Raw genomic sequence first — 18,991 nt, 5'->3', positions numbered from 1 at the left:
CCTGGGGGTTGCGCTACGGCGCCAGGCGGTTGAGGGCATCGGGCCGGTACGGGCCGATGGTAAAAAGCTCTTCGGCCGCATGGCCGGGCTCGGGAAAGTCCTCCGGAGCAAAGCAGGGCGACACGCGGCAATCGGTCTCAAGCTCCCGGGCCATCGCCTGAAACAGCGCCCTCGAGGCCTCGTTATCCGGGGCGATGGTGGTCTCTAGCATGCTGGCACGGTCGGCACCGGGCTGGCGGAGGAAAGCGGCGATAAGCCGCTTGCCCAGCCCCTGGCCCTGGTGATCGGGGTGGATTCCCACCTGCCATAGAAAGATCACCTCGGGATGGCGCGGGCGGCGATACCCGCTGGCAAAACCCACCACCTTGCCCTGCCGCTCGGCGACGACGCAGGTGTCGGCAAAATCCCTTGCCAGCAGCATGTAGAGGTAACTCGAGTTCAAATCCAGGGTGCCGGTCGCCCTGGCCACTTCCCACATGGCACCGCCTTCGTCATGCTCGGGGGCGCGTAGACGGATGCCCTGATCGGGGATTTCCTCGAGAATCACGGATGATCACTCCTGCCGGGGTTGTTGCCAGGGTAGGGCGCAGATCTTAGCAATGCCGTCCCGGGGCTTGCCAATCGATCATGGCCAATCGCCGATGGCTGCACTAGACTCTGGCCGTGTACCGCGTTATCTCGCCATTTGTCGCGCTTTTTGTCTCGATCGGGTTATTGCTCGGCGGCGGTGGGCTGCTGACCACGCTGGTGGGTGTGCGGATGTCCGAGGAGACCTTCCCCACCACCCTGATCGGTGTGATCACCGCCTGCTATCCGGTGGGCTTTGTCATTGGCACGCGCCTTTGCGCCCCCATCATTGCGGCCGTCGGGCATATCCGGAGCTTTGCTGCGTTTGCGGCCATGGCAGCGATCAGCACGCTGGTCTATCCGATGTTGATCACCCCCTGGGTGTGGGCGGGGCTGCGTCTGGCGTACGGACTCAGTCTGGCCGGGCTTTTCATGGTCACCGAAAGCTGGCTGAACGATCGCACACCCACCGAGCGCCGGGGCCAGGTCCTGGGCGTCTACAGCATTGTGACCTATGTCGCGCTTGGCGGGGGGCAGTTTCTGTTGCTCACCGGTCGCTCCGGTGGCTTCGAGCTCTTCAGTCTGGCGGCGATGCTGATCGCTGCGGCGGTGGTGCCGGTGACCATCACGCGGATCGTCTCGCCGGAGCTGCCCAGCATCGAGCGGGTCACCCTGCGGGCCCTTCTGGATGCTTCGCCGCTGGGGGTGGTGGGATCGGCGCTGGCGGGCATGATCAACGGCGCCTTCCTCGGGCTCGCGCCGGTCTATGCCCGTGAGACCGGATTTGCCGATGCCGGCATCGCGCTGCTGATGGGCTTGTCGATCCTCGGCGGATTTTTGCTTCAGTGGCCCATCGGTCATCTGTCGGACCGGTTCAACCGGCGGGACGTGCTGGTGGGGGTCAGTCTTGCCATGGCGGTGTGCAGTCTGGCGATCGTACTCGCCACGGGTCGCGGGCCTGTGTGGGTCATCGCATTGGCCGTGCTCTGGGGCGGGCTGGCATTCACCCTCTACCCCATCGCGCTGTCGCTCGCCAATGATTTCCTCAGTCGCGCCCAGATGCTGGGTGCCACCGCCGGGTTGCTCCTGGTCCATGGTCTGGGGATGATCATCGGACCGTTGGTGGCCTCTCAGCTCATGGCCCTGATCGGGCCGGTGGGGCTTTTCTACGCCCTTGCCGGCGCCGGGCTGGCCCTGGGGGCCTTCGCCTGGCTGCGCCAGCGGATCGGGCCGCCGATTCCGGTCGGCGAGCCGGATACCTATCGGGTGGTGCCACGGGAAGGGGTTTATGCCGGTGGCCTGGACCCGCGCTATGAGGAAGTGCAATTGGAGTTTCAGTTCGACGAAGGGCCGCCGGCGCCCACACCGGAGACCGAGCCATGAGTGGATCCCCCGTCATTCTGGGGCTTGAGGCCGCCACCGGCGTCAGCTCGGTGGCATTGATGCATGGCGGTCAGGTCATCACCCGGCGCCATGATCACGGCCGGGCGCGGACCGATGCGCTGTTGTCGCTGGCCGACGAGTTGCTGGCCGAAGCCGGGGTCCGGCGCTCGGCACTGGACGCGGTGGCCTGTGGTCGCGGGCCGGGTGGGTTTACCGGTGTGCGCATCGGCGTCGGTGTCGCCCAGGGGATCGCGATGGGAGTCGGCTGCCCGGTGGTGGGGTTATCGACCTTGCAGATCCTTGCCGAGACCGCCCGGGCGGCGCACCCCGGGCGTCAGGCCATCGCGGCGCTGCTCGATGCCCGAATGGGTGAGGTCTATGCCGGCTGCTATCGCGTCGATGACGCCGGATGGACCACGGCGGTGGGCGCGGAGTGGCTGGCAGACCCCGACACATGGGCGCTGCCGACGGGGGATTGGTTGGGCGTGGGCAGCGGTTTTGCCCGCTTTCCGGCGCTGGCACACCGCGACGGGCTGGTCGGGTGTGAGGCGGGGATGGTGCCGGAGATGCATTGTGCAATGGCACTGGCCGCAGCGCGGTTTGCCGCCGGTGAGATCCTGCGGCCCGAAGCCCTCGAGCCCCGCTATCTGCGCGATCGGGTGGCCCACCAAACACCCGTGGGTGGCGATGGTTGAAACCCTTGTCCCTTGCCCATATATCCGTTGGCGAGGGAGGGATGGAAAGTGAGCAACGATTCATCTCATCGAGGAGGTAACCATCATGGAGCTCAAACCCTATCGACCCATCGGCGGATTAATGGATCTGCGACGCGAACTCGATCGTTTCTTCGACGCCCCCTGGTTGGGCGGTGCGCCGGATGGCTCGACCGTTGAGACCAGCCAGTGGGTCCCGGCGGTGGACATCCGCGAAGAGGCCGATCATTACCGGGTAGAGGCGGATATTCCGGGCGTCAAGCCGGCGGATATCGAGGTCACCATGGAGCACGGCATGCTCAGCATCCAGGGTGAGCGGCGCACCGAACATGAGCAGACCGAGCACGGAGTGCGCCGGATGGAGCGTTCCCACGGAGTGTTCTACCGGCGATTCGCGCTGCCCGATGATGCTGACCCGGAGGCCATCGAAGCCAAGGGCCATGACGGTGTGCTGACCGTCACCATTGGCAAGCACAAGGCCAGTCACAGCCGCCGGATTCCGGTGAAACACTAACCATTCAGGGTTTTACGTATCGGGCCGATGACCGTAGGCTAGCCGCTGGGTCAGGAGCCATATCGATGCGTAAAACCCTTCAGTCAAACCGGGCGACGACCCATGTCGTCAATCCATTCCCGGGCGACGATCACGACCATCAGCACTGTATTGACGAGGCCCTTGCCGAGGCGGAGCGGCTCTGCGCCGAGCGGGGACGCCGCCTGACGGCGCTGCGTCGACGGGTGCTCGAGTTGATCTGGGCCAGCCATCAGCCGGTCAAGGCCTATGAGTTGCTGGCACGGCTCCAGGAGGCATCGGCCTCGGCGGCGCCGCCCACCGTCTATCGGGCCCTGGACTTTCTCCTGGCTGAGGGGCTGATCCATCGTCTCGCTTCTCTCAACGCCTACGTGGGCTGTGGCCAGCCCGATCACCACCATGCCGGGCAGTTTCTGATCTGTCAGGGCTGTGAGGCGGTGGCCGAGCTGGATGATCCGGCCATCGCCGGGCTTATCCGTGAGAAAGCCGAAAACCAGGGGTTTTCGTTGGTGGATCAGACCATCGAACTGGAGGGGCTGTGCCCGGAGTGTCGCGACAACGCGAATGACCGGGGTGTTGTCCATGACTGATGCCCGCGGCGAGAGTGTCGACCCCCGGGAGACCGCGCATTATCACCGCCTGGCCCAGGCCTGGTGGGACCCGGATGGGCCCTTCTGGCCGTTGCACGGGCTCAACCGGTTTCGCGTGGGGTATCTCCGGCAACGCGTCGCCGAGCATTACCACAGCGACGCGGATGATCGACCCGCTGCGGGGCTCTCGGTTGTTGACCGCACCGGCGTGGCGGTCAGTCCCGTGACGCGGCGGTTCCGCTACACATCCAGTCTGGCGGTCAACTATATGATGACGGCCATTCGCGAGAACAAGCCGGGGGTGTCGCTTGCCTAGTCCCCGGGGTGCCGCGATGCTTGTCGCCATGGCTGGTTGGCTTCTGGCCGGTGTGGCCATGGCGCTCGAGCTGGATGGCCCCCGACGCCAGGGGGGTCTGTTGCACGGCGAGGTGCCGCCCGGCAGCGAGGTGCGTTTTCTTGGCCATGCGGTCCCGGTGGATGAGGAGGGGCGTTTTCTGCTGGGGCTGGGTCGGGACGCCCCCGAGCAGCCGGTGATCACGGTGACGGCCGCCGATGGAAGCGTGACCCGCCACCGCCTGACGATCGAGACCCGTGCCTACGACATCCAGCGCATTGACGGATTGCCGGACAATCAGGTCAGTCCCGATGCCGAGACCCTGGCGCGGATCCGGCGGGATGCGGCGTTAGTTCGCGACGCCCGCGCCCGGCGTCTGCCACAGCGTTTCTTCGATGCCGGCTGGCGCTGGCCGCTCACCGGGCCGATTTCCGGGGTTTATGGCAGCCAGCGCATTCTCAATGGTCAGCCCCGACAACCTCATTACGGCATCGATATCGCCCGCCCCACCGGCACACCGGTGCGGGCGCCGTCGGACGGGGTGGTCACCCTGGCCGAGCCGGATCTTTTTTTCTCGGGCGGGACGCTGATTGTCGATCATGGCCAGGGGCTGTCGTCGAGCTTTCTGCATCTATCCGAAATGCTCGTCTCACCGGGCGAGGCGATCCGTCGCGGTCAGGTCATCGCCCGGGTCGGCGCCACTGGACGGGTGACCGGCGCCCACCTGGACTGGCGCGTGAACTGGTTCGATCAGCGCATCGATCCCACCTTGCTGGTCCCACCCATGCAGGAGGTGCGGGGCAATGACTGAATCGAATCGATTGGTGGTGGTGCTTGGGGATCAACTGGATCGCCAGAGCGCGCTTTTTGATGACCTGGATGCCGGCCGCGATCGGGTCTGGATGACCGAGGCGAGTGCCGAGGCTTCCCGGGACGCGGTGCATCAACAGCGTCTTGTGCTGTTTTTCGCGGCCATGCGCCACCTCCGCGATGAATTGCGTGGCCGTGGGGTGACAGTGGAATACCACGCCATCGAGGACCACCCCCCCGGGGCGGCGCCGCGAAGCCTGGCCGACCATCTGGCCGACGACCTGGACCGGCTGCGGCCGGCCGAGGTTGTTATGATGGAATGCGGGGACTGGCAGATCGAGCAGGCCCTCTGCGCGGTGATTGCCGAACGCGGTATCCCGCTGGACTGGCGCGACGACAGGCACTTTCTGGCCAGCCGCGCCGACTTTGCCCGCTGGGCCGAGGGGCGGCGCAGTCTCACGATGGAATATTTCTATCGTCTCATGCGCAAGCGTTATGGCGTGTTGATGGAGGGTGACCAGCCCGCCGGGGGCGCCTGGAACTTCGACAAGGACAACCGGGCCGCCTTCGGTGCCGAGGGACCAGGGGCGCTGCCGGCCCATCCGCAGTTTCAGCCCGATGCCCTGACCGCCGGGGTGATTGCCGCGGTCCGCGAGCGCTATGCCGACCACCCCGGTGATGCCGCCGACTTCAACCAACCGGTGACGCCGGCCCAGGCCAGGGCCGCGCTGGATGACTTCATCGAGCATCGCCTGCCGGCCTTCGGGACCTGGCAGGATGCAATCTGGACCGGTGAGCCGCTGCTCTTTCATGCCCGGCTGTCCACCTCGCTCAACCTGCATCTGCTCGATCCGCGCGATTGCATCGAGCAAGCCGAGGCCGCCTGGCGGGCCGGCCGGGCGCCGCTCAACGCGGTCGAGGGCTTTATCCGTCAGGTGCTTGGCTGGCGCGAGTTCATTCGCGGGGTGTACTGGCTGAAAATGCCGGATTACGCCGAGCTCAATGCCCTGGGGCATGAGCAGGCGATGCCCGCGTTTTTCTGGGATGGCGACACCGAAATGGCCTGTCTGGCGGATGCAATGGAGGGACTGCTCACCCATGGTTATGCCCATCACATCCAGCGGCTCATGGTCCTGGGCCTGTTCGCCCAGCTCTATGGGGTGCACCCGTATGCCTTCCATCGCTGGCATATGGCGATGTATCTCGATGCCGTGGACTGGGTGAGCCTGCCCAATGCGCTGGGGATGAGCCAGTTTGGCGATGGCGGGGTGGTCGGGACCAAGCCCTATTGCGCCAGCGGTGCCTACATCGATCGGATGAGTAACGCCTGCGCCCAGTGTCGCTACAACCCGAAAAAGGCGGTTGGCGACACGGCCTGCCCCTTTACCACCCTGTACTGGGATTTCCTCGACCGGCACGAGGCCCAGCTCGGTGGCAATCGGCGGTTGCAGTTCCAGTTCCGTAACCTGCAACGCAAAAGCGATGCCGAACGCAGCGAGATCCGCCAGGCCGCCGCGGCGCTGCGCACTCGGCTGGCTGACCATGGGGGCGGTGGATGAGGCAGGCCCCGATGTTCGAGCATTGGCGGGAACGGGCCGGCGGGTGGATCGAATCGCCCATCCCGCATTACGGCATCATCGGGCTGATCATCGCCAACGCCGTGTTGCTGGGCCTGGCCACTTCCGATGGCGTCATGGCCCGGGCCGGAGACTGGATCCTGGGGCTCGAGGCGGCCATCGTGGCCATTTTTGCCCTCGAGATCGGCATCAAGCTTTTTGCCTGGGGGCCGCGCTTTTTCCGCAGTGGCTGGAACTGGTTCGATTTCATCATCGTGGGTATCTCGCTGGTGCCCACCGCCGGGCCTTTGAGCATCCTGCGCTCACTGCGGATCCTGCGGGTGCTGCGTCTTCTCTCGACCGTCCGGCGTCTGCGACTGCTGGTCGAGGCGCTGGTTTCGGCCATTCCCAGTATTGGCTGGATTGTCTTTCTGCTCGGCCTGGTCTTCTACATCTTTGGTGTGATGGGCACCGAGCTTTTCGGTGAGCGCTTCCCCGAATGGTTCGGCACCCTGGGTCGGTCGATGTATACCCTCTTTCAGGTGATGACCCTCGAGAGCTGGTCGATGGGGATCGCCCGGCCGGTCATGGCGGCCTATCCCTTTGCCTGGCTTTATTTTGTCTCGTTCATCCTCGTGACGGCGTTCACGATCCTCAATCTTTTTATCGGTATCATCGTCAACACCATGCAGTCGGCGCACTGGGAAGAAGAAGACGAGCGCCGGGCCGAGTCAGAGGCCCGTGCGCACCAGGAGCGCGAGGAAATCCTCGAGCTGTTGCGCCGCACCGATCGGCGGCTCGAGACGTTGGAACGCAAAGCATTGATGCATGTCAAGAACGAGTGATAGGCGTGGCAGGAATAGGTTCATCCGAGCCGGATTTTGCTATACTGCAACGCAACAGAGGGTTTTCTCTCTCTCCTCCTCTTGGCCGGCCGCAATGCCGGCTTTTTTTTGCCCGGATCACGCCGGTGCCACCCGCCGAACCCGGTCAATCGCGGCCGACTTCAATCACCCGCGCGCCGGTCGTGACCAATCGTCGACACCCATCGCCCGGGCCCACGGGGGCACCGCCGGTGAATTCGCCGAACGCAGGCAGGATCAATCCCTGGTCGCCCCGGATGATGAAAGCCGGCAGGCGCAGTGCATCACCGCCGCCGCTGAGGCGGACCACCGGATGCAGGTGCCCGGCGATCCAGGGTTGAGCCGACGGCGTGGCCTCGTCGGGATAGTGACAAAGCGCCAGGCCGTCGCGCTGCGTCCCCTCGGTCAACAGGGTCAGTGCCGGCGTCAGACGCTCGAGAGCGGCGTCGTGGTTGCCCGGCACGGCATGGAACTGAACGCCCGGATGGCCCTCGAGCCATGCATGCAGGCGCGCTTCGAGGTCACGGTCGGTGGCCAGCGAGGTATGCAGGATATCGCCGAGCCAGTAGACGCGCTCGGGCTGCCAGTGGTCGATGAGCGCCGACAGTCGGGTCAGCGTGGCGGCGCTCTGCCCTGCGGGCACCGGCACGCCGGCCCGCCGGAAGGCCGCCGCCTTGCCCAGATGCAGATCGGCCAGCAAAAGCGCCCGTTGGCCCGGCCAGTAGACCGCCCGCTCGGGCAGCAACTGCAGCCATTGGCCGGCGAGCTGGATGGGCAGATCGGTGGTGCTCAAGACGCGGCTTTCTCCAGTTGACCGATCATCCTTGCCACCCGATCCTCCCAGCTTTGTGTGGTCAGCCGGTTACGCAGCCGCTCGGCCCAGAGCGGAAAGGCCAGCGGCGTCAGTCGTTCGGTGTGGTTGATCGTCCATTCCTGGGTTTTCATCCGCTCGAGGGCGTGGCGCAGACGTTCGACCTCGAGCGCGCTTTCCAGGACCTCGCGTCGCGCCTGTTCGAGCAGACGATTGTCCGGGTCGTACCGGCTCAGGGTGTCGAACATCAGCCCGCTTGAGGCCTGCAACTGGCGGTTGCTCTTGCCGCGGCCGGGATACCCCTGAAAGACCAGCCCGGCAATGCGGGCAATATCCCGGAACTGACGCCGGGCCAGTTCGCTGGCGTTCATGGCCCCGAGCAGGTCGTCCACCAGATCGTCGGTGGTCAGTATCGCCCCGAGGCTTGCTGTATCAAGCGCGGGCATCTCACGGCCGAGCAATTCAAAGCCATAGTCATTGACCGCCATGCTGTAGGTGGCGGGCCGGTACCCGGCGAGGCGCCAGGCGACCAGGGTGGCCAGCCCCTCGTGGGCCAGCCGTCCGGCGAATGGATAGATAAAAAGATGCTCGCCCTCCCGCGAGCGGGTGCGCTCGATGACCAACCGGTCGGGGCCGGGGAGGCTGGACCAGCGCTTTTGCACCGCCAGCAGGGGCCGCAGGGCTGCCATCTCGGGTTCTTGCCACCGGCCCTGGTCGGCTTCGGCCAGCAGGCTGAGTACCTGGTCGGCCAGCTCGCTGGACAGCGGCAGCCGTCCGCCTTGCCAGCGCGGAATCGCCTGCCGACGTCGATGGGCCCGACGGACCCAGGCGGTGAGATCGCGGACCCGGATCAGCTCGAGGCTGCGGCCGCCGAACAGAAAGACATCGCCGGGCTTCAGACGGGCGATGAAGCTCTCCTCGATGCTGCCGATATACCCGCCACCCTGGTAGCGCACCGAGACGGCGGTATCGCTGCTGATGGTGCCGATGCTCATGCGATGGCGGCTTGCCTGTTGCCGCGAGGCGATCCGATAGCGTCCATCCGCGGCCTCGACCACGCGCTGGAAGTCCGGATAAGCCGCGAGCACTGGACCGCCGTGGGTGATGAAGGCGAGTACCCAGTCCCAGGCGCTGTCTTCGAGCGCGCGGTAGGCGTGGGTAGTGCGGACCTCGGCAAGGGTTTCGGTCGGGTCAAAACCCTCGCCTGTGGCCAGGGTGACCAGATGCTGGGCGAGGACATCGAGGCTGTTTTGCAGTGGCGGACGGGCTTCGATGACGCCTGCCTGCCAGGCCCGCCGGGCGGCGGCGATTTCGGCCAGTTCCAGCGCATGGGTGGGGACACAGAGAATCGCGCTGCGGCCGTCGGGTTGATGGCCGCTGCGGCCGGCGCGCTGTGCAAGCCTTGCGATGCCTTTGGGACTGCCGATCTGGACGACGCGATCGACCGGAGAAAAATCCACGCCCAGGTCAAGGCTGGATGTGGCCACCACGCAGCGAAATTCGCCCCTGGCCAGACCCGTCTCGATGCGCTGTCGCAGCCGCCGGTCGATCGAGCCATGGTGCAGTCCCAACCCCTCGAGCCAGTCACTGCGCGCATGCAGGATGGTCTCGAACCAGCGCTCGGCCTGCGATCGGGTGTTGGTAAAAAGCAGACAGGTCCCGGGCTGATCAAGATGGGCGAGTACCCCCTCGCTCAGACGCGTGCCCAGATGGCCGGCCCATGGAAAACGCTCGCAGCCTTCCGGTAACAGCGCCTGGATGGCAACCGGCCGGGCCGACGGCCCCTCGATCAGCCGACCATTGTGGCTGTCCTCGCCGAGCAGGGTGTCCTGGGCCTCGCCCAGATTGCCCAGTGTCGCTGACAGCCCCCAGGTGCGAAGCTCCGGCCGCAGCCGGCGTAATCGGGCCAGGCAGAGCTCGAGCTGGACCCCGCGTTTGGTCCCCATCAGCTCATGCCATTCATCGACAATCACCGCCTGGAGATGGCGAAACTGCCGTCCGGCATCCCGGTAGGAGAGCATCAGCGACAGGCTCTCCGGCGTGGTGACCAACGCCGCGGGCGGGCGTTGCCGTTGCCGGCTGCGGGCGCTGCTGGCGGTATCGCCGGTGCGGGCCTCTACCCGCCAGTCCAGACCCACGCCGCTGGCCGCGGCCTGCAGATTGCCCACGGTATCGGCGGCCAGCGCCCGCAGCGGTGTGATCCAGAGCACCATGAGCCCCGGGCTGGCACGGTCGTTGTCGATGCCTTCGGCAAGCGGCCCGCCCCAGGCAGCCAGGGATTTGCCCGAACCGGTGGCCGAGTGGATAAGCCCGCTCTCGCCCGATCGGTACGCCGCCCAGGCTTCGCGCTGAAAGGCCGCCGGCGTCCAGCCCCTGGCGGCAAAGTAATCAGTCAGTGCCCGGGGAAAGGCCTGGCTCATGGCAGCAGGGCCCGGATCTGCTCGAGGGTATCGGCATCATCGGGGCCGAGGTCTTCGCGCCAGCGCTTGATGCGCGGAAAACGCAGCGCGACTCCGGATTTGTGTCGGCTCGAGGGGGCGATGCCCTCGAAAGCGAGCTCGAAGACCTGCACCGGCTCCACCGATCGGACCGGGCCGAAGCGTTCGCGGGTGTGACGGCGGATCCAGTGGTCGAGGCGCCGGATCTCGGCGTCATCCAGCCCTGAATAGGCCTTGGCAATGGGCACCAGGGTGTCGCCATCCGGCACGGCAAAGCTGTAGTCGGTATAGAGATTGGCCCGGCGACCGTGACCGGGCTGGGCGTAGAGCAGGATGGCATCGAGGGTGAGGGGCGCTACCTTCCACTTCCACCAGATCCCCCGCGGCCGACCGGCGCCGTAGGCGCTGTCGCGACGCTTGAGCATGACCCCCTCGACCCGGCGTTCGCGGGCCTCGGCACGCCGATCGGCGAGCTCCGACCATTGCCGGGCATGAATCAGCGGTGAGCACATCAACGGTGCCTGGACATTCGCCATGAGGGCCTCGAGGGTCTGGCGGCGTGCCCCGAGCGGCCGCTCGCGGATGTCTTCACCCCTCTGTTCGAGCAGATCATAGGCGAGCAGCCGCACCGGCACCTCGCGGCGCAGTTTGGGGCCGGCGCGCTTGCGTCCCAGGCGACGTTGTAGCTCGGCAAAGGGCAGTACCGCCTCGTCCCAGGCCAGGATCTCGCCGTCGACCACCGTGTCATCCGGCAACTGCGAGGCGGCCTCAACAATCTCCGGAAAGGTCTCGGCGATCAGCGCCTCACCCCGCGACCACAGCCAGGTCTGGCCCTGACGGCGAATCAGCTGCGCGCGGATGCCATCCCATTTCCATTCGAGCTGCCAGTCATGGACGGGCCCCAGCGTATCGGCCGGATCCCCTTCGAGCGGATGGGCCAGAAAGAACGGATACGGCCGCGAGGCGTCCTCGTCGGCCGAGCGAGCCTCGAAGAGGCTTTTGAAAAAATCAACGCTCGGCTGCCACTGACCCATCAAGCGGTGGGCGATCACCGGTTGGGGTTGTCCAGTGGCCCGGGCCAGCGCGCGCTGCACCAGGGTCTGCGAGACCCCGACCCGAAGTGCGCCGGTCAGCAGTTTGTTGTAGACAAACCGGCCGGATTCATCCAGCGCCTGCCAGGCGGCGGTCACCCGCTGGTACTGCTCGTGCGCTTCGATATCCCGCAGTGCCAGTATTTCTTCCTCCACCCAGCGGGCAAGCGGCCGAGGATCGTGCCGATCGCGATCGCCGGTGGTCTCGAGCATCAAGGCGATGGTCTCGGCCAGATCGCCGACGTGCTGATGGGTTTCTTCGACCAACCACTCGGGCAGCCCGCTGCATCGGGCCAGCCATTCGCGCAGCCGGACCGGGCCGATGAGCCGCTTCAGTCGCCGGCCGCTGAGAAAGTAGACCGCCCAGGCCCCGTCGTCGGGCTCGACCCGGGCAAAGAAATCGGCCATGGCATCGACCTTGGCGTTGGTGCCGCGCTGCTCATCGAGCTGGCGATAAAGACGGGCGAATGCCTGCATCAGCCATCATCCTCGACATCGCCATAGAGCGTCGCCAGTGGGCGGGCTTCCAGCCCCCGCTCACCCAGGTAGCGCACCAGCTCGTCGGCCCGGCCATGGGTGGTCAGCACCCGCCTGGCGCCGGTCTCGGCCAGCGTTTGCAAAAGCCCGGGCCAGTCGACATGATCCGAGATAACGAATCCACGGTCGTAGCCGCGCCGGCGCCGATTGCCGCGGATGCGCATCCAGCCCGAGGCAAACCCGGTCGCCGGTCGGCGAAAACGTCGCATCCAGGTGGAGCCGCCGGCGCTGGGCGGTGCGATCACCAGCGCCTGGGCATAGTCCTCATCCGCCGGGGCCTCGCTCACACGGCGGGTGGTGGGCAGCGGGATGCCGGCAGCGCGGTAATCGTCGGTCAGCGGGGCCACCGAGCCGTGCAGATAGATCGGGCCGGGGGATGGTTGCTCCAGCGCGGCGAGCAGTCGCTGGGCCTTGCCCAGGGCATAGCTGAAAAGCACCGTGGTCCGCCCCTGGCGGGCGTTGTCATGCCACCACTGCTGAATCTCGGCGGCCACCGACGCCACCGGCGGCCAGCGATAGACGGGCAGGGCGAATGTGGCCTCGGTAATAAAGGTATCGCAGGCGATCGGCTCGAAGGGCTCGCAGGTCGGGTCGGGATCGCGCTTGTAGTCCCCCGAGGCCACCCAGACCTCGCCGTCATGCTCGACGCGCACCTGGGCCGAGCCGAGAATATGACCGGCGGGATGCAGGCTCACCCTGACCGGGCCGAACGAATGGACCACTCCGTAGTCGAGCCCACGCAGGGGGGCGTTCTGGCCCAATCGGCGGCGTAACAGCGAAAGCCCGGGGCTGGCGGCGTAGTATTGGTCGCTGCCGGGGCGGGCGTGGTCGGCATGGGCGTGGGTGACCACCGCCTGCGGGACCGGGCGCCACGGGTCGATGAAAAAATCGCCGGCAGCGCAGTAGAGCCCCCGGTCGGTGGGTTGGATGAGCGGCTGGGACATCGGTCAATTGTATCGCGAGGTGCAGGAGGATGAATGCAGCATCTTGATAATGACTGCGAGGCGCTGGTCGTCGGCGCGGGCGGCGGCATCGGCGGTGCCCTGGTGAAAAGGCTGCTGCAGGATACCCCGGTCGGACGGGTCTGGGCCGCCAGTCGGACACCCCGGCAGGCGAGCCTCGCGGCGCTCGCCGACGCGTATGGCGAGCGGCTTGCCCCCATCCATGTCGATGTCGCCGATCCGGACAGCATCGAAGCCATGGCCGGCGAGCTTCGGGCCCGCGGGGTGCGGCTTCATCTGCTCATCAACGCCTTTGGATTTCTGCATGATGCCAACCACAGGATCTGGCCGGAAAAACGCCTCGAGGACATCAGCGCCGAGGGCATGGAGCGGAATTTTCGCATCAACACCCTGGCGCCGGCGCTGGTCGTGCGGCACTGCTTCGATCGACTCAACCATGGCGAGCGGGCCGTGATCGCCAATCTGTCCGCCCGTGTGGGCAGTATCAGCGACAATCGGCTGGGCGGCTGGTATGCCTACCGCGCCAGCAAGGCGGCACAGAACATGTTCACCCGCGGGCTTGCCATCGAGTGCGCCCGCCGGGCTCGCCGCGTCATCTGCCTGGCGCTGCACCCCGGCACCACCGATACTGGCCTCTCCGAGCCCTTCCAGGCCCGGGTGCCGGCCGGCAAGCTTTTCTCGCCGGATTATGCTGCCGGTCAGCTGCTGGCCCGCATCGATGGTGCCACCGAGGCCGACTCGGGCGCCTTTCTGGCCTGGGATGGCGCGCGGATTACCTGGTAGGCCGGCCGCACTCAGGCCGATGTGGCCTGGGCGGCCAGGGCCTCGGCGACCACACCGGTCAACCGGCGGGCCATGGGCAGATGCAGGAACTCGTTGGGTCCATGGGCGTTGGCCCCCGGCCCCAGCACCCCGGTGACCAGAAAGCGGGCGGCCGGGAATCGCGACGCCAGCAGGTTCATCAGCGGGATGCTGCCGCCCTCGCCCATGAACACCGCCTCGCGCTGGAACCAACGCCGGGCGCTGGCGTTGAGGCTGTCCTCCAGCCAACCGGCAAAACCCGGGGCATTCCAGCCGTTTGCCGAGCCACCGGGATGAAACTGCACCCGGGCTCCCTGGGGTGGATCGTCGGTCAATGTCTCGGCCATCGCCCGGGTTGCTGTCTCACCGTCCACGGTCGGGGGCAGTCGCAGCGACAGGCGCAGTGCGGTCCGCGGACGCAGGACATTGCCCGCCTCGGAGCTGGCCGGCAGCCCTTCGGCCCCGATCACCTCCAGCGCCGGTCGCCAGGTGCGATTGAGGATCAGCTCGGCGGTATCCGTGGCATTGGGTCGGGTCGTGCCGGCAAACGGAAATTTGCCCGCCAGTCCGCCGCCGATGACTTCGGCGGCGGCCGTTGCCTGCCGTCGCCGCTCTTCGGGGATGTCGGCCTGCAGGGCCGGATGGGTGATGCGGCCCGTGGCGCTTTCCTCGAGCCGCTCGATCAACGCCCGGGCAATGCGGAAGCTCGACGGCACCACCCCCCCGGCATCGCCTGAGTGGACCCCCCGTTCGAGGACCTCGACGCTGAGATCGCCGGCGGCCATGCCACGCAGGGAGGTGGTCACCCAGAGTTGCTCATAATTGGCGCAGCCGGAATCCAGGCAGACCACCAGCCCCGGGTTGCCGAGCCGATCGGCAAGATGATCGAGCTGGGCGGCGAGATCCGGGCTGCCGCTTTCTTCGGCGCACTCGATGACCAGCATGCACCGGGGGTGGGGGACCCCTTCGTCATGCAGAAGGCGGATCGCCTGTAGCGAGGCAAACAGGGCGTAGCCATCGTCGGCGGCGCCGCGGCCGTAGAGGCGGTCTTCGGCAATGACCGGCTGCCAGGGCCCCTTGTCGCTGTCCCAGCCGCTGGCCTCGGGTTGTTTGTCGAGATGGCCATAAAGCAGGGCTTCACCCTCGCCGGTGGCGGGCACATCCACCCACAGCAACGGCGTTCGACCGGGCAGACGGATGACTTCGACCTGGCTTTGCGGTGGTGCGATGCGCTGGCACCAGTCCTCGGCCAAGCTGACGGCCTCGTCCAGATAGCCGTGGGTGGCCCAGTGCGGATCGAAAGCAGGGGATTTGGCCGGGATGCGGATGAAATCCTCAAGGGCAGGGAGGATGTCCGTTCGCCAGGCCTCGTCGACCTGGGCTCGGGCCTTGTCGATGGGCAGGGTGTCGCTCATGGCAGCTCCGGTTGGTTCAATGCCGATCCACCAGCCTAACGGCCACCGTCTAGAGGGGCCAGACCATGGGGATCAGGGTCAACGCCACCGCCATGACCAGCAGGTTGAGCGGCAGACCGAAGCGCAGGTAATCGCCAAAGCGGTAGGCCCCGGGGCCGAAAACCATCAGATTGGTCTGATAGCCGATGGGCGTGGCGAACGCTGCCGAGGCGGCGATCATGATCGCCACCACAAACGGCATGGGCGAGACAGCCAGTGACTCTGCGGCGGCCATCGCGATCGGGAAGACCAGCACGGCGGCGGCGTTATTGGTAATCAGCTCGGTGGCAATCAGGGTGAGCAGATAAATCGCCGCCAGGGTGAGCAGCGGCGACCCGGCCGTCAGCCCCATGACCTGCTGGCCGATCACCGCGGCGGCGCCGCTGTTGTCCATTGCCTGGCCAATGCCCAGTGCCGCGCCGATGACCAGCAGGACGTTCCAGTCGACGTTGCGCAGCGCCGCCCCCGGATCCATGCAACGCGTTGCGATCAAAGCCAGCGCCGCCAGAAGGGCGGCGTTGAGCATGCTCACCCCGGGCAGGGCAGCGAGCACCACCATCACGGCGAGAATGGGCAGGGCGATCCGGGCTTTGTCGTGCTGGGGCGGCGCGGAGTCGTCGACCCCACTGACCAGATAGAAATCACGCGCATCCCGCTGGCGCTCGATAAAGCTGGGGTGGGTCTCGAGCAGCAGGGTGTCGCCTGGGCGCAGGACGATGTCACCGATCTTGCCGGGCAGCTGGCGACCGGCCCGTGACACGGCAATCACGGCGGCCCGGTAGCGCTCGCGAAATCGTCCGGCCCGGATGCTGCGTCCGACCAGCGGGCAGGCCTCGGCAACCACCGCTTCGACCAGACAACGCTCCCGGCGGGGATCTTCCAGGTCATCCACCGCATCGGTTGCCGGTTTGAGCCCGCGCATTTTCTGCAGATCGACCACCGACTCGAGGACACCGACAAAGACCAGTCGATCGCCGTTGCGCAGTACCTCATCCGGGCCCACTGCCGGTATGACCTGTCCATGGCGCTCGATTTCGGCAAGGAACAGATCGGGCAGATGCCGCAGGCCGGCCCCCTCGATGGTCTTGCCCACCATCGGGCCGTCCGGCTCGACGAGCAGTTCAACGGTGTAGCGACGCGGATCCAGGCGTTCAGCAATGGCCTCGCGCCGATCCGGTAACAGCCAGCCCGAGGCGAGTAACAGATAACCCAGACCCAGGATCGTGGCCGGTACGCCCACCCAGGCCAGATCGAAGAGCCCCAGCCCCTGGCTTGCCGCGCGGGTGCGGAGCAGGTCGTTGACGATCAGGTTGGTGCTGGTGCCGATGAGCGTACAGGTGCCGCCGAGGATGGCGGCATAACTCAACGGCAGGTAAAGCCGCGAGGCGGGCAGCTTGAGGCGCCGGGCCAGATCATCGACCACCGGCAGGAACAGCGCGACGATGGGGGTGTTGTTGAGAAAGGCGCTCAGTCCGGCCACGGGGGTGAGTAATCGCCATTGTGCCGAGCGAAGCCCTCTGGCCCGGCCGATCAGCGGTTCGGCGATCAACGACACTGCCCCGGTGCGGGTCAGACCAGCGGCCACGACAAAGAGCAGCCCCACGGTCAGCAGTCCGGTGCTGCCAAACCCGTCGGCCAGTTCGGCCGGGCTGATCAGTCGATCGGTGCCGGTCAGCGCACCGACGGTCACCAGCAAAGCCACCGCCGTGAATACCACCCCGACCGGTGCCGCGATGTTGCTGGCCAGCCCGGCGAGGACCATCAGTACAACGGCAATGGTAAACCAGCCTTCCCAGGCCATGGAGACTCCCTTGCAATTTCAGCGATCGGCGCGGTACTCCGACGGGCTCGCCGGGCGCCAGTATCCCGCCGCCGGATCCTGCTGACCAGTCCCCAGGATGTGGGCGATGATCTCAAGCCCGGTGAAGGCGCTGGGCCCCGGGCGGCTGAAGTGCCGATTGCCGTCCAGCAGATAGACCGCTGCCGATTGCACCGCGGTCAATGCCGGCCACCCCGGTCGCCGGCGCAGCGATGCCAGGGCGTCGGCCGCCCCGGTGAGATCCTCACCGCAGGGCATGATCAGGATGACCTGGGGGTCGAACGCCTGGACCGCCTCCCATGACACGGTGGTGGAATGGGCCCCGGGTTGGCCCAAGGGGGCACCGCCGGCGGCGACGACCATATCCGGCACCCAATGACCGCCGATGAAAAGCGGGTCGGGCCACTCGACGGTCAACACCCGTGGGCGGGGCGCCGGTGGGGTGCCAATCGCCAGGCGCCGTTCCACGAGCCGGTCAACCAGCGCCTGTCCATGGTCGGTGGCACCGGCGGCCGCGGCAACGGTGTGAATATCGGCGAGCAGTCCGTCCAGATCCCGGCCGTCGAGGGCGAGCACCCGGGCGTCACCCACCGCTGCGGCGGTCAGCGCATCGGGTGTGGCGGCGCAGACATCGCAGAGGGACTGCGAGAGGATCAGATCAGGGCGCAGCGCAGCGAGCGCTTCATGATCGGCCCGAAAAAGGGGCTCGCCCGCGGCCAGTCGATCGCGGACGCGGCGATCGATCTCGGCGGCCTCGGCATCACCGGTGTCCAGCAGCGAGAGACTGACCCGGGGGCGGTCCATGACCGAGGCGGGCTGATCGCATTCGGCCGAGATGCCGACCAGCCGGTCTTCGAGGCCCAGTGCGCAGACAATGTCGGTGCCGCCGGGCAGCAGCGAGACGATACGCTCGGCGTTCATGGCTTGCCGCGGTGCAACGCGGCGTCAGCGCCGCTGATCCTGCGCCCGGTGATGTCGATCGATCCAGGCCTGTTTGTCCAGGTGGGAATCGAGTTCACGGCGCAGCTGCCGCTCGAAGGCCCGCGCCTCCAGTTCGCTGTCCACCTGGGCGCGCAACGCATCCAGAGCTTCACGACTCATCTCGGCCAGATTGATATCTCGCTCCACGGGCTCGTTCCTGTCCTTTTTGACGAAAACTACTGATTGAACCGATCGGCGAGGCGTTGGAGTTTTTCCGATCGCTCGCGTTCCGCTTTGGCCTCGGCCTGTTGGCGTCGACGCTCGGCAGCCCGGGCTTTTTGCTCGGCGCGTCGGGCGCTGGCGTGCTCGATGGCTGCCTCGGTGACCGGCTCGACCGGGTTGCCGTCCAGATCGATGCGATCACCGCCGGCCATCACCGCCGCCAGATAGGCCGGCGTGCGGGTGTAGCGGGCAAGGGCCTGACGGATGAGCCAGCCCGGCACCGGCTCGGTGGCGTCATCCTTCTCGAGCTGGCTGCGGATGGCCTTCTCGATGCCGATGGCCAACGGCCGGACGTCATCCCGGTTGCGGGTAAAGCATGCGGGAAAGCGCTGGGTGAGTGTCTCGACGAACGCTTGTGTCCGCTGTGCCCGGCGGCGTTTCTGGTTGGGCGTGGTAGCCATACTGATCCGCGTCGATTCCTTCAACTGCACTGCTTTTAACATACCGCATGGTGGAGTGGGTCAACAGACCGCCGATCGGGTTGTATGATGCAATAATGACAACCTAGCCATCGCGAGGTGAGCCCC

General features: G+C 66.6%; 19 protein-coding genes. 9 read left to right on the top strand and 10 right to left on the bottom strand.

The annotated features are described in order from the left end of the window. Positions 1–13 precede the first annotated feature (13 nt). Positions 14–547 carry a diaminobutyrate acetyltransferase gene (gene ectA, locus V6X73_RS01435; RefSeq protein ID WP_367958100.1) on the bottom strand — a complete coding sequence of 178 codons (534 nt, stop codon included), beginning with the start codon at positions 545–547 and terminating at the stop codon, positions 14–16. Between the two features lie 116 nt (positions 548–663). On the opposite strand from ectA, the gene V6X73_RS01430 reads away from it, so the two are divergent. The 8 genes from V6X73_RS01430 to V6X73_RS01395 all read left to right on the top strand — a co-directional run bounded on the left by V6X73_RS01430 (position 664) and on the right by V6X73_RS01395 (position 7,330). After that, the gene (locus tag V6X73_RS01430; RefSeq protein ID WP_367958101.1) at positions 664–1,950 is read left to right on the top strand and encodes an MFS transporter; all 1,287 of its coding nucleotides are present in this window, start codon (positions 664–666) and stop codon (positions 1,948–1,950) included. Further along, the gene (tsaB, locus tag V6X73_RS01425; RefSeq protein WP_367958102.1) at positions 1,947–2,645 is read left to right on the top strand and encodes a tRNA (adenosine(37)-N6)-threonylcarbamoyltransferase complex dimerization subunit type 1 TsaB; all 699 of its coding nucleotides are present in this window, start codon (positions 1,947–1,949) and stop codon (positions 2,643–2,645) included. Before V6X73_RS01430 ends, tsaB begins: the two co-directional genes overlap by 4 nt. An 85-nt stretch (positions 2,646–2,730) precedes the next feature. Further along, positions 2,731–3,177 carry an Hsp20/alpha crystallin family protein gene (locus V6X73_RS01420; RefSeq protein ID WP_367958103.1) on the top strand — a complete coding sequence of 149 codons (447 nt, stop codon included), beginning with the start codon at positions 2,731–2,733 and terminating at the stop codon, positions 3,175–3,177. A 65-nt stretch (positions 3,178–3,242) separates the two neighbouring features. Continuing rightward, entirely contained in the window at positions 3,243–3,785 is a 543-nt protein-coding gene (locus V6X73_RS01415) for a Fur family transcriptional regulator (RefSeq protein WP_367958104.1), read from the top strand. Then, on the top strand, positions 3,778–4,101 hold the full coding sequence (locus V6X73_RS01410) for a class I SAM-dependent methyltransferase (RefSeq protein ID WP_367958105.1): 324 nt from the start codon (positions 3,778–3,780) through the stop codon (positions 4,099–4,101). Before V6X73_RS01415 ends, V6X73_RS01410 begins: the two co-directional genes overlap by 8 nt. A gap of 28 nt (positions 4,102–4,129) precedes the next feature. Next, complete coding sequence (locus V6X73_RS01405) at positions 4,130–4,930, top strand: M23 family metallopeptidase (protein WP_367958106.1); 801 nt, start codon at positions 4,130–4,132, stop codon at positions 4,928–4,930. Next, entirely contained in the window at positions 4,923–6,488 is a 1,566-nt protein-coding gene (locus tag V6X73_RS01400; protein WP_367958107.1) for a cryptochrome/photolyase family protein, read from the top strand. Before V6X73_RS01405 ends, V6X73_RS01400 begins: the two co-directional genes overlap by 8 nt. Further along, complete coding sequence (locus V6X73_RS01395; protein ID WP_367958108.1) at positions 6,485–7,330, top strand: ion transporter; 846 nt, start codon at positions 6,485–6,487, stop codon at positions 7,328–7,330. The genes V6X73_RS01400 and V6X73_RS01395 overlap by 4 nt, the downstream gene beginning before the upstream one ends. A 145-nt stretch (positions 7,331–7,475) precedes the next feature. Here the strand turns inward: V6X73_RS01395 and pdeM are convergent, their stop codons facing one another. Genes pdeM through V6X73_RS01375 form a run of 4 tightly spaced genes read right to left on the bottom strand, consistent with a single transcriptional unit; the run spans position 7,476 to position 13,169 of the window. Continuing rightward, complete coding sequence (gene pdeM, locus V6X73_RS01390; protein WP_367958109.1) at positions 7,476–8,141, bottom strand: ligase-associated DNA damage response endonuclease PdeM; 666 nt, start codon at positions 8,139–8,141, stop codon at positions 7,476–7,478. Further along, positions 8,138–10,579, bottom strand: coding sequence for a ligase-associated DNA damage response DEXH box helicase (locus V6X73_RS01385; protein ID WP_367958110.1), 2,442 nt, complete (start codon positions 10,577–10,579; stop codon positions 8,138–8,140). The genes pdeM and V6X73_RS01385 overlap by 4 nt, the downstream gene beginning before the upstream one ends. Next, complete coding sequence (locus tag V6X73_RS01380; protein WP_367958111.1) at positions 10,576–12,165, bottom strand: ATP-dependent DNA ligase; 1,590 nt, start codon at positions 12,163–12,165, stop codon at positions 10,576–10,578. Before V6X73_RS01380 ends, V6X73_RS01385 begins: the two co-directional genes overlap by 4 nt. Further along, on the bottom strand, positions 12,165–13,169 hold the full coding sequence (locus V6X73_RS01375; protein ID WP_367958112.1) for a ligase-associated DNA damage response exonuclease: 1,005 nt from the start codon (positions 13,167–13,169) through the stop codon (positions 12,165–12,167). The genes V6X73_RS01380 and V6X73_RS01375 overlap by 1 nt, the downstream gene beginning before the upstream one ends. A gap of 33 nt (positions 13,170–13,202) precedes the next feature. Between V6X73_RS01375 and V6X73_RS01370 the strand changes: the two genes are divergently transcribed. After that, positions 13,203–13,970, top strand: coding sequence for an SDR family NAD(P)-dependent oxidoreductase (locus V6X73_RS01370; RefSeq protein WP_367958113.1), 768 nt, complete (start codon positions 13,203–13,205; stop codon positions 13,968–13,970). A gap of 11 nt (positions 13,971–13,981) precedes the next feature. On the opposite strand, the gene V6X73_RS01365 is transcribed toward V6X73_RS01370, so the two are convergent. From V6X73_RS01365 to V6X73_RS01345, 5 genes are read right to left on the bottom strand one after another with little or no spacing between them, the layout of a single operon-like run. After that, a complete protein-coding gene (locus tag V6X73_RS01365; RefSeq protein WP_367958114.1) occupies positions 13,982–15,403 on the bottom strand; it encodes a M20/M25/M40 family metallo-hydrolase in 1,422 nt (473 codons plus the stop codon). A gap of 49 nt (positions 15,404–15,452) precedes the next feature. Beyond that, positions 15,453–17,243: an SLC13 family permease gene (locus tag V6X73_RS01360; RefSeq protein WP_367958115.1), complete on the bottom strand. Its 1,791-nt coding sequence runs from the start codon at positions 17,241–17,243 to the stop codon at positions 15,453–15,455. An 18-nt stretch (positions 17,244–17,261) separates the two neighbouring features. After that, entirely contained in the window at positions 17,262–18,182 is a 921-nt protein-coding gene (locus tag V6X73_RS01355) for an ABC transporter substrate-binding protein (protein WP_367958116.1), read from the bottom strand. A 24-nt stretch (positions 18,183–18,206) separates the two neighbouring features. Continuing rightward, positions 18,207–18,389: a hypothetical protein gene (locus V6X73_RS01350; RefSeq protein WP_367958117.1), complete on the bottom strand. Its 183-nt coding sequence runs from the start codon at positions 18,387–18,389 to the stop codon at positions 18,207–18,209. Between the two features lie 29 nt (positions 18,390–18,418). Further along, on the bottom strand, positions 18,419–18,889 hold the full coding sequence (locus V6X73_RS01345; RefSeq protein WP_367991039.1) for a ProQ/FINO family protein: 471 nt from the start codon (positions 18,887–18,889) through the stop codon (positions 18,419–18,421). Positions 18,890–18,991 lie beyond the last annotated feature (102 nt).

This window comes from Spiribacter pallidus (genome assembly GCF_040838495.1).
GTDB lineage: Bacteria > Pseudomonadota > Gammaproteobacteria > Nitrococcales > Nitrococcaceae > Spiribacter > Spiribacter pallidus.
This window is presented reverse-complemented; position numbering and strand designations above follow the sequence as displayed.

Excerpts from the sequence above, each read along its gene's own strand:
- tsaB (WP_367958102.1), top strand. The coding sequence starts at position 1,947 with ATGAGTGGATCCCCCGTCATTCTGGGGCTTGAGGCCGCCACCGGCGTC.
- V6X73_RS01420 (WP_367958103.1), top strand. The coding sequence starts at position 2,731 with ATGGAGCTCAAACCCTATCGACCCATCGGCGGATTAATGGATCTGCGA.
- V6X73_RS01415 (WP_367958104.1), top strand. The coding sequence starts at position 3,243 with ATGCGTAAAACCCTTCAGTCAAACCGGGCGACGACCCATGTCGTCAAT.
- V6X73_RS01410 (WP_367958105.1), top strand. The coding sequence starts at position 3,778 with ATGACTGATGCCCGCGGCGAGAGTGTCGACCCCCGGGAGACCGCGCAT.
- V6X73_RS01405 (WP_367958106.1), top strand. The coding sequence starts at position 4,130 with ATGGCTGGTTGGCTTCTGGCCGGTGTGGCCATGGCGCTCGAGCTGGAT.
- V6X73_RS01400 (WP_367958107.1), top strand. The coding sequence starts at position 4,923 with ATGACTGAATCGAATCGATTGGTGGTGGTGCTTGGGGATCAACTGGAT.
- V6X73_RS01395 (WP_367958108.1), top strand. The coding sequence starts at position 6,485 with ATGAGGCAGGCCCCGATGTTCGAGCATTGGCGGGAACGGGCCGGCGGG.
- V6X73_RS01385 (WP_367958110.1), bottom strand. The coding sequence starts at position 10,579 with ATGAGCCAGGCCTTTCCCCGGGCACTGACTGATTACTTTGCCGCCAGG.
- V6X73_RS01380 (WP_367958111.1), bottom strand. The coding sequence starts at position 12,165 with ATGCAGGCATTCGCCCGTCTTTATCGCCAGCTCGATGAGCAGCGCGGC.
- V6X73_RS01375 (WP_367958112.1), bottom strand. The coding sequence starts at position 13,169 with ATGTCCCAGCCGCTCATCCAACCCACCGACCGGGGGCTCTACTGCGCT.
- V6X73_RS01370 (WP_367958113.1), top strand. The coding sequence starts at position 13,203 with ATGCAGCATCTTGATAATGACTGCGAGGCGCTGGTCGTCGGCGCGGGC.
- V6X73_RS01365 (WP_367958114.1), bottom strand. The coding sequence starts at position 15,403 with ATGAGCGACACCCTGCCCATCGACAAGGCCCGAGCCCAGGTCGACGAG.
- V6X73_RS01360 (WP_367958115.1), bottom strand. The coding sequence starts at position 17,243 with ATGGCCTGGGAAGGCTGGTTTACCATTGCCGTTGTACTGATGGTCCTC.
- V6X73_RS01355 (WP_367958116.1), bottom strand. The coding sequence starts at position 18,182 with ATGAACGCCGAGCGTATCGTCTCGCTGCTGCCCGGCGGCACCGACATT.